Raw genomic sequence first — 8,950 nt, 5'->3', positions numbered from 1 at the left:
AGATAGCGCTGATGTCCGGCAGTACTTTTACCGTTACGCACCACGCCTTCAGTAGCTGAACAGGAGGGACAGCTGATAGAAACAGAAGCCACTGGAGCACCTCAAAAACACCATCATACACTAAATCAGTAAGTTGGCACCATTACCCGAATTACCAGCGTCTGCTCTTGGCACACAGCAGCCGTTAAGATGTAAGGCCTTACGCCAACTAAATCTAATGGGACAGATTTAGTTGGTGATGGTCAAGTAATCTGCAAACGGTCACCAAGTAAAATGCAAATGGGTAGTCAAGTCCGATGCAATTACGCAGCCCGGCAAGGTGGGCCGATTCCCATATCGACATGTATGTAGCTTGTGTTATCCGTGGATTGTGCAGCTCAGCGGGTCGCTGGTCGTATGGCGTAGTGTCCCCCGTAACCGGCCGCGTGCGGCCGCTAACGCGCAGTACGGCGCCGCGACCCGAAGGCGGGCCGCCGTTCCCGCGCGCAGGCGCGCGGCGCCCACTGCGCACCACCGTGGGGGACGTGCGGCAGCTGCGTGGCGGCGGGCTGGGTTATGGCTTTGCAGGGAGGGGCTGGGCCGGGCGATACGGTCAGCGTTGCGGTTTCCGGCGATTTGCGGCCGGTGCCCGTTTAAGTCCGGCGTGGTCGCCTTCCATGCCCTGACGGGCATAAGAAAATAAAACCGCCATGCTGCGGTCATTCATGATTTTGTGGTGTAGCGATAAATAGTCATGCGAGAAACGTTGAAGCGCTTAGCAACTGCACCAACTGTCATTTCAGGATCAGCAAGTAAGATTCTAATTTGTTTAACATCTTCTTCAGAAAGTGACGGTTTTCTCCCTCCCACACGGCCCCTTGCGCGTGCAGCTGCAAGGCCTGAGCGCGTTCTTTCAATATTGCGGTTGCGTTCAAAGCTAGAGAATATCGCCATCAGATGAGTATAGATTTCCCCTATAACTGGCGCATTTGTGTCTATTCTGTCCTTGATGGCTATGAAAGTTATTCCGCGTTTCTTCAGGTCGTCGAGTAAAGTAATGACTTGACCCAATGAACCGCCGAGCCGATCTAGTGCCCAAACTACTAGGGTATCTCCCTCGCGCAATGCTTTCAGGCAGTTCTCCAGTTCCGGCGCACCTTTTTTGTCGCGCTTGGGGCCGCTACGTGAGGTCTGATCCTGATAGATTTGCTCACATCCAGCTTTTGTTAGTTCGTCAACCTGGTGCGCCACATCCTGAAGATGCGTAGATTTACGTGCATAGCCGATTTTCATTCTTTTCTCGCTAATTAGTTATGGGGTTATTGTTATGTTGATACAGTAACGAGTTTTGTTACATGAGGGGAGTCATTTTTCGGGAGAAGTCAGGACTTTTCAAGACTGTCACAAAAACCATCGTTTTTGATACATTAATTTAACCAATAGGTTGCAGATCAAATCGCCTGTAACAGCCTTTCTGGCTGTTTGTCGTTTTCAGAAGACGGCTGCACTGAACGTCAGAAGCCGACTGCACTATAGCAGCGGAGGGGTTGGATCCATCAGGCAACGACGGGCTGCTGCCGGCCATCAGCGGACGCAGGGAGGACTTTCCGCAACCGGCCGTTCGATGCGGCACCGATGGCCTTCGCGCAGGGGTAGTGAATCCGCCAGGATTGACTTGCGCTGCCCTACCTCTCACTAGTGAGGGGCGGCAGCGCATCAAGCGGTGAGCGCACTCCGGCACCGCCAACTTTCAGCACATGCGTGTAAATCATCGTCGTAGAGACGTCGGAATGGCCGAGCAGATCCTGCACGGTTCGAATGTCGTAACCGCTGCGGAGCAAGGCCGTCGCGAACGAGTGGCGGAGGGTGTGCGGTGTGGCGGGCTTCGTGATGCCTGCTTGTTCTACGGCACGTTTGAAGGCGCGCTGAAAGGTCTGGTCATACATGTGATGGCGACGCACGACACCGCTCCGTGGATCGGTCGAATGCGTGTGCTGCGCAAAAACCCAGAACCACGGCCAGGAATGCCCGGCGCGCGGATACTTCCGCTCAAGGGCGTCGGGAAGCGCAACGCCGCTGCGGCCCTCGGCCTGGTCCTTCAGCCACCATGCCCGTGCACGCGACAGCTGCTCGCGCAGGCTGGGTGCCAAGCTCTCGGGTAACATCAAGGCCCGATCCTTGGAGCCCTTGCCCTCCCGCACGATGATCGTGCCGTGATCGAAATCCAGATCCTTGACCCGCAGTTGCAAACCCTCACTGATCCGCATGCCCGTTCCATACAGAAGCTGGGCGAACAAACGATGCTCGCCTTCCAGAAAACCGAGGATGCGAACCACTTCATCCGGGGTCAGCACCACCGGCAAGCGCCGCGACGGCCGAGGTCTTCCGATCTCCTGAAGCCAGGGCAGATCCGTGCACAGCACCTTGCCGTAGAAGAACAGCAAGGCCGCCAATGCCTGACGATGCGTGGAGACCGAAACCTTGCGCTCGTTCGCCAGCCAGGACAGAAATGCCTCGACTTCGCTGCTGCCCAAGGTTGCCGGGTGACGCACACCGTGGAAACGGATGAAGGCACGAACCCAGTGGACATAAGCCTGTTCGGTTCGTAAACTGTAATGCAAGTAGCGTATGCGCTCACGCAACTGGTCCAGAACCTTGACCGAACGCAGCGGTGGTAACGGCGCAGTGGCGGTTTTCATGGCTTGTTATGACTGTTTTTTTGTACAGTCTATGCCTCGGGCATCCAAGCAGCAAGCGCGTTACGCCGTGGGTCGATGTTTGATGTTATGGAGCAGCAACGATGTTACGCAGCAGGGCAGTCGCCCTAAAACAAAGTTAACCCAGGATGAGAACCTTGAAAGTATCATTGATGGCTGCGAAAGCGAAAAACGGCGTGATTGGTTGCGGTCCAGACATACCCTGGTCCGCGAAAGGGGAGCAGCTACTTTTTAAAGCATTGACCTACAATCAGTGGCTTCTGGTGGGTCGCAAGACGTTTGAATCTATGGGCGCACTCCCCAATAGGAAATACGCGGTCGTTACCCGCTCAGGTTGGACATCAAATGATGACAATGTAGTTGTATTTCAGTCAATCGAAGAGGCCATGGACAGGCTAGCTGAATTCACCGGTCACGTTATAGTGTCTGGTGGCGGAGAAATTTACCGAGAAACATTACCCATGGCCTCTACGCTCCACTTATCGACGATCGACATCGAGCCAGAGGGGGATGTTTTCTTCCCGAGTATTCCAAATACCTTCGAAGTTGTTTTTGAGCAACACTTTACTTCAAACATTAACTATTGCTATCAAATTTGGAAAAAGGGTTAACAAAGCTATGCAATCGACGGCAAAAAGCTTCGTTCGCTTCGCGCACTACGCCTTTTCCGCGATTGATAGCGACGTTATGTGAATATTGAAATGAGCATTCCAAAGAAAGGAAGTAGAAAAATTATCGTGGGCGAAAATGAGTTTTTGTGGCTCATTAGGTCAAAACTCACATATTCGCAGGACTGTTTAGGTACAGAAATGACTGCGGTCGTTGAACCGGATGCCGGTCCTCACTGATGAAGAAGTGAACACCGTACGGGAATCGTGCCGGCAGCTTGGAGCTATCGGCCGGAACCTCAACCAGGTGGCCAGGGCCTTGAACATCGAGTTCAGGGAAAGTGACAAGCTCAAGCAAGAGGCCATCGAAAAACTGGCCGAACGGATCGACCAGCATTTGGACCATGTGTCTGAGCTGTTCGATAAGACCTGGAGCCGGTGGCACGATTGTCATTTTCAGAAGACGACTGCACCAGTTGATTGGGCGTAATGGCTGTTGTGCAGCCAGCTCCTGACAGTTCAATATCAGAAGTGATCTGCACCAATCTCGACTATGCTCAATACTCGTGTGGGCTCTGTTGCAAAAATCGTGAAGCTTGAGCATGCTTGGCGGAGATTGGACGGACGGAACGATGACGGATTTCAAGTGGCGCCATTTCCAGGGTGATGTGATCCTGTGGGCGGTGCGCTGGTATTGTCGCTATCCGATCAGCTATCGCGACCTTGAGGAAATGCTGGCGGAACGCGGCATTTCGGTCGACCATACGACGATCTATCGCTGGGTCCAGTGCTACGCCCCGGAGATGGAGAAGCGGCTGCGCTGGTTCTGGCGGCGTGGCTTTGATCCGAGCTGGCGCCTGGATGAAACCTACGTCAAGGTGCGGGGCAAGTGGACCTACCTGTACCGGGCAGTCGACAAGCGGGGCGACACGATCGATTTCTACCTGTCGCCGACCCGCAGCGCCAAGGCAGCGAAGCGGTTCCTGGGCAAGGCCCTGCGAGGCCTGAAGCACTGGGAAAAGCCTGCCACGCTCAATACCGACAAAGCGCCGAGCTATGGTGCAGCGATCACCGAATTGAAGCGCGAAGGAAAGCTGGACCGGGAGACGGCCCACCGGCAGGTGAAGTATCTCAATAACGTGATCGAGGCCGATCACGGAAAGCTCAAGATACTGATCAAGCCGGTGCGCGGTTTCAAATCGATCCCCACGGCCTATGCCACGATCAAGGGATTCGAAGTCATGCGAGCCCTGCGCAAAGGACAGGCTCGCCCCTGGTGCCTGCAGCCCGGCATCAGGGGCGAGGTGCGCCTTGTGGAGAGAGCTTTTGGCATTGGGCCCTCGGCGCTGACGGAGGCCATGGGCATGCTCAACCACCATTTCGCAGCAGCCGCCTGATCGGCGCAGAGCGACAGCCTACCTCTGACTGCCGCCAATCTTTGCAACAGAGCCTCCGTCGCCATGCTCACCTCGCTTTGGTGCACACGAGTATTGAGCATAGTCGAGATTGGTGCAGATCACTTCTGATATTGAACTGTCAGGAGCTGGCTGCACAACAGCCATTACGCCCAATCAACTGGTGCAGTCGTCTTCTGAAAATGACACTGTTTGTATATAATCATGAAAAAATGGTGAGTAGAGTTTCAGGGTAACAGGGGATGCTTATGTCGGTTTTCCACAACTGGCTACTTGAGATCGCATGTGAGAATTACTTCGTCTACATCAAACGCCTTTCCGCCAACGATACCGGCGCAACAGGTGGTCACCAGGTAGGGCTTTATATCCCTTCAGGTATCGTTGAAAAACTCTTTCCGTCTATCAACCATACCCGTGAACTGAACCCTTCGGTTTTTCTCACCGCACATGTGTCATCGCATGATTGCCCTGACAGCGAAGCCAGGGCAATTTATTATAACAGCCGTCATTTTGGTAAAACCCGGAATGAAAAAAGGATTACCCGCTGGGGTAGAGGCAGCCCACTTCAGGATCCTGAAAATACAGGGGCTCTGACGCTCCTGGCTTTCAAGCTTGATGAGCAAGGGGGGGACTGTAAGGAAGTAAATATTTGGGTATGCGCCAGCACTGATGAAGAGGACGTCATTGAGACCGCTATTGGTGAAGTTATACCCGGAGCGCTTATATCCGGCCCCGCAGGACAGATTCTAGGCGGACTATCTCTACAGCAAGCGCCAGTAAATCATAAATATATTCTACCTGAAGACTGGCACCTGCGCTTTCCGTCGGGAAGTGAAATTATTCAGTATGCAGCCAGCCATTATGTGAAAAATTCCCTTGATCCGGATGAGCAACTTCTTGACCGCCGGCGCGTGGAGTACGACATATTTCTATTGGTTGAGGAACTGCATGTTCTGGATATCATCCGGAAAGGATTTGGCTCTGTGGATGAATTTATTGCGCTGGCCAATTCTGTCAGCAATCGCCGTAAATCCAGAGCCGGGAAGTCGCTGGAACTGCACCTGGAGCATCTATTCATTGAGCACGGCCTGCGACACTTTGCGACGCAGGCCATCACAGAAGGTAATAAAAAACCCGATTTCCTTTTCCCTTCCGCAGGGGCTTACCACGATACTGAGTTTCCCGTAGAAAATCTGCGCATGCTGGCAGTCAAGACTACCTGTAAGGATCGCTGGCGTCAGATACTGAATGAGGCCGATAAAATTCATCAGGTGCATCTGTTTACACTCCAGGAGGGAGTTTCTCTGGCTCAATATCGGGAGATGCGGGAGTCGGGTGTCAGATTGGTCGTGCCATCATCTCTGCACAAAAAATACCCGGAGGCGGTGAGAGCTGAGCTAATGACGCTAGGTGCGTTTATTGCTGAGCTGACAGGGCTTTACGCAGATATTCCATAGATTATCTCCCGGCATAAATACCGGGAGGAGCGATCAGATTCGTTCAACCTTGCACGAATCGGCATTAACCGCTTTCAGGATATAAGGTTCAAGCAGTTTGGCTACGGCTTCAAACACGGGCACCACTACGGAGTTACCGAACTGCCTGTACGACTGAGTGTCTGACACAGGAATGCGAAAAGGCCTGCCATCTACTTTTTCAAAACCCATAAGGCGCGCGCACTCTCGCGGAGTCAGCCTGCGGGGCCGATGCGCCTGATTTTCTTCGTTCGCGAAGTCTGTTTCACCTGTGGCCATATCCCAGCCACGGTCTATCAGAATTTCAGACCCGTCTTTGTGATAGCGAGCAGAAAGCGTACGGGCAATGCTTTCTTTATTTTCAGGATTAACGAGGCCAAAACCGAATCCGTTACCCTTAGCTGCGTGCTTTTTGGCGTAGTTATAGAGATACTCCCAGAGTTTCGGCGTCAGTATATATTTGCTGTCAACCACGGGTTCCAGCAGTTCGCCAAATGACGGACGCTGTTCCGGATAAAAACGACTAATATCGCGCAGGGTAAAGCCCTGGTGAATGTTCAGATCACGGCGGAAACCGACCAAAACGATACGTTCTCGGTGCTGAGGTAAAAAGTGCTTTCCGTCGATAACTTTAGGATCGTTTTTGCCCATCTCAGCTGCATCCGCAACTTCATAGCCCAGTTCGTCGAGGGTATCCATGATGACTTTAAAGGTTTTACCCTTGTCATGGCTCTTCAGGTTTTTAACGTTTTCAAGAACAAAGATGGCAGGTTTTTTTGCGCGGATAATACGCGCCACATCGAAGAAAAGCGTTCCCTGAGCCTCACATTCGAAACCATGCGCGCGCCCGAGCGAGTTTTTCTTGCTTACGCCCGCAAGGCTAAACGGTTGACAGGGGAAACCTGCTAGAAGTACATCATGATCCGGCACATGCTCATTAATGTAAGCATAGGCATCGTTTTCAGGTACTTCAGGTTTATCACTGAGCGTGACTTCACGAATATCGAGATTGAAAGTGTGTTCCTGAGCATCGTTAAACCAGTTAGCTTTATATGTGCGCACAGCCTCTTTATTCCATTCACTGGTAAAAACGCACTGGCCACCGATGGTTTCGAAGCCCTTCCGTATACCTCCAATCCCAGCAAACAGGTCAATAAACCGGAAGGCATAGTCAGGGTGATGTGCAGGCGCTTCCGGAAGCATTTTTCGTAGAAGTTCCTCTTCGGCTAACGTCAGCGTCTTAGGTGAGCACTTACCATTAATCCAGCGATTAAGAGTCTCGCGACTCCACTCATTTTTACCAACTTTTCTAAGCAGTTCAGCCACGTACTTCTGGTCATAGATTTCCAGCACCTGCCCGAGCAGCTTTTTATCATTTTCCTGTCGCAGTTGTTCTTCCGCTTCTGCTTTCTCAAGCAGATCCTGCGCCAGTAATTCAAATTCAGACATATTGCCTCCATTGGGTCTTATGGGTGAAACTGTATCACTCATTTGACCCAGATTGAATGTTTTTATCTGGATATTTAAACAGGTTTATTGTTAGGTAACGCACGTTGGCCACGCTGGAGCGTCTTCTGGGCCTGCTGTCGGCCTTTGAGGTCGTGGTATGGATGACGGATGGCTGGCCGCTGTATGAACCCCGCCTGAAGGGAAAGCTGCACGTTATCAGCAAGCGTTACACTCAGCGCATTGAGCGACATAACCTGAATCTGAGACAACATCTGGCAAGGCTGGGACGGAAGTCACTGTCGTTCTCAAAATCGGTGGAGCTGCATGACAAGGTCATCGGGCATTATCTGAACATAAAACACTATCAGTAAGTTGGAGTCATTACCGGTTCTCTTTGTCTTTTAGTGATTCTATAAACCTCATTACGTCTGAATATAAAAATCTATTATTTGATTTATGTGGCTCATGAGGTTGTGGGATGGTCTTGTTTTTGAATGTGCCAGTTTTCTTAATGGCAAAGATTAACTCACCTTCTGTTATTCCTAACATTTCAGCAAATGTTTTTGCTTCTATAGTTACTGACTTCATTTAATTAACTCTCATGGTATCGATTTTCTTTACCGGCATCTTTAACAATGGTGCTCGTTTCTAGTGTTGCTGCGGTACGCTTCATCATCGTCTGCGGGGCGGTTGCGATAGTGAAGGAGCTGCCGGGCGTGAGCAAATCTATCAGGCGCTGGCCGCTGATAATCTCCATCCGTTCACTGGCAATACTGACAGATTTTGAACCTGCGCCGGTTTTCCCGGTATGGCAAAACAGACCGCGACAGTTATGACGTTTAAGCAACTTCTCGAACTCCTGTACGTGCTGTAAAGCAATATGGCCGCGATAGCGTTTAGCCTGAATAAGATAGCGATATTTTCCTATTATTACCTGGCCGTCAATGCCTCCATCGCCGGTATAGCGTTTGTTTCTGATGGTTCTGAAGCCATGCGCTTCAAATCCTTCCAGCAACAGTTCTTCAAACACAAAAGGATCAATTTTCCTCAGGTAGTTAATTTTTTGTGGGAAGCCCGGCAACGTCTTTATGCGCTCCAGCACCCGCCGCGCACTTTGCTGCTTCCTTTTGTGTCGCCTGTGCCGTACTGAACGCCGGAAGAATACAACGGCAAGCAGTGCGATGGCGCTGCAAGCCCATAGAATAAGGTTTTCGGCACTGTTGCAAATAGTCGGTGGTGATAAACTTATCATCCCCTTTTGCTGATGGAGCTGCACATGAACCCATTCAAAGGCCGGCATTTTCAGC

General features: G+C 51.5%; 10 protein-coding genes and 1 pseudogene. 5 read left to right on the top strand and 6 right to left on the bottom strand.

Features of this window, described 5'->3' with window-relative positions:
• The 3 genes from ACOTXF_RS23250 to intI1 form a co-directional block, all read right to left on the bottom strand.
• Positions 1-92, bottom strand: a 92-nt coding sequence (locus ACOTXF_RS23250) for an IS1 family transposase (RefSeq protein ID WP_306413714.1), incomplete at its 3' end; no start/stop codon positions are given.
• Positions 93-702: 610 nt separating this feature from the next.
• Entirely contained in the window at positions 703-1,272 is a 570-nt protein-coding gene (locus ACOTXF_RS23245; protein WP_001749988.1) for a recombinase family protein, read from the bottom strand.
• Positions 1,273-1,664: 392 nt separating this feature from the next.
• Positions 1,665-2,678, bottom strand: coding sequence for a class 1 integron integrase IntI1 (gene intI1 / locus ACOTXF_RS23240; RefSeq protein ID WP_000845048.1), 1,014 nt, complete (start codon positions 2,676-2,678; stop codon positions 1,665-1,667).
• A gap of 155 nt (positions 2,679-2,833) precedes the next feature.
• On the opposite strand from intI1, the gene dfrA14 reads away from it, so the two are divergent.
• The 4 genes from dfrA14 (at position 2,834) to ACOTXF_RS23220 (ending at position 6,176) form a co-directional block, all read left to right on the top strand.
• Positions 2,834-3,307: a trimethoprim-resistant dihydrofolate reductase DfrA14 gene (gene dfrA14 / locus ACOTXF_RS23235; RefSeq protein WP_004201280.1), complete on the top strand. Its 474-nt coding sequence runs from the start codon at positions 2,834-2,836 to the stop codon at positions 3,305-3,307.
• A 220-nt stretch (positions 3,308-3,527) separates the two neighbouring features.
• Positions 3,528-3,794, top strand: coding sequence for a plasmid mobilization relaxosome protein MobC (mobC, locus tag ACOTXF_RS23230; protein WP_001144737.1), 267 nt, complete (start codon positions 3,528-3,530; stop codon positions 3,792-3,794).
• A gap of 142 nt (positions 3,795-3,936) precedes the next feature.
• Positions 3,937-4,701, top strand: coding sequence for an IS6-like element IS6100 family transposase (locus tag ACOTXF_RS23225; RefSeq protein WP_001389365.1), 765 nt, complete (start codon positions 3,937-3,939; stop codon positions 4,699-4,701).
• 266 nt (positions 4,702-4,967) lie between these two features.
• The gene (locus ACOTXF_RS23220; RefSeq protein ID WP_001749969.1) at positions 4,968-6,176 is read left to right on the top strand and encodes a type II site-specific deoxyribonuclease; all 1,209 of its coding nucleotides are present in this window, start codon (positions 4,968-4,970) and stop codon (positions 6,174-6,176) included.
• 33 nt (positions 6,177-6,209) lie between these two features.
• Here the strand turns inward: ACOTXF_RS23220 and ACOTXF_RS23215 are convergent, their stop codons facing one another.
• The gene (locus tag ACOTXF_RS23215) at positions 6,210-7,643 is read right to left on the bottom strand and encodes a DNA cytosine methyltransferase (protein WP_001288432.1); all 1,434 of its coding nucleotides are present in this window, start codon (positions 7,641-7,643) and stop codon (positions 6,210-6,212) included.
• Positions 7,644-7,741: 98 nt separating this feature from the next.
• Here ACOTXF_RS23215 and ACOTXF_RS23210 point away from each other — a divergent pair.
• A pseudogene (locus ACOTXF_RS23210) lies at positions 7,742-8,014 on the top strand (IS1 family transposase); the annotation flags it as partial.
• A 10-nt stretch (positions 8,015-8,024) separates the two neighbouring features.
• On the opposite strand, the gene ACOTXF_RS23205 reads toward ACOTXF_RS23210, so the two are convergent.
• Together ACOTXF_RS23205 and ACOTXF_RS23200 are read right to left on the bottom strand one after the other, a co-directional pair.
• Entirely contained in the window at positions 8,025-8,231 is a 207-nt protein-coding gene (locus ACOTXF_RS23205) for a hypothetical protein (RefSeq protein WP_001749967.1), read from the bottom strand.
• Between the two features lie 4 nt (positions 8,232-8,235).
• Positions 8,236-8,943, bottom strand: a complete 708-nt coding sequence (locus ACOTXF_RS23200; protein WP_421635303.1) for a restriction endonuclease — start codon at positions 8,941-8,943, stop codon at positions 8,236-8,238.
• Between the last annotated feature and the right edge of the window lie 7 nt (positions 8,944-8,950).

It is taken from the genome of Enterobacter cloacae complex sp. IR53041 (assembly GCF_049238285.1).
Classification (GTDB): domain Bacteria; phylum Pseudomonadota; class Gammaproteobacteria; order Enterobacterales; family Enterobacteriaceae; genus Enterobacter; species Enterobacter roggenkampii.
This window is presented reverse-complemented; position numbering and strand designations above follow the sequence as displayed.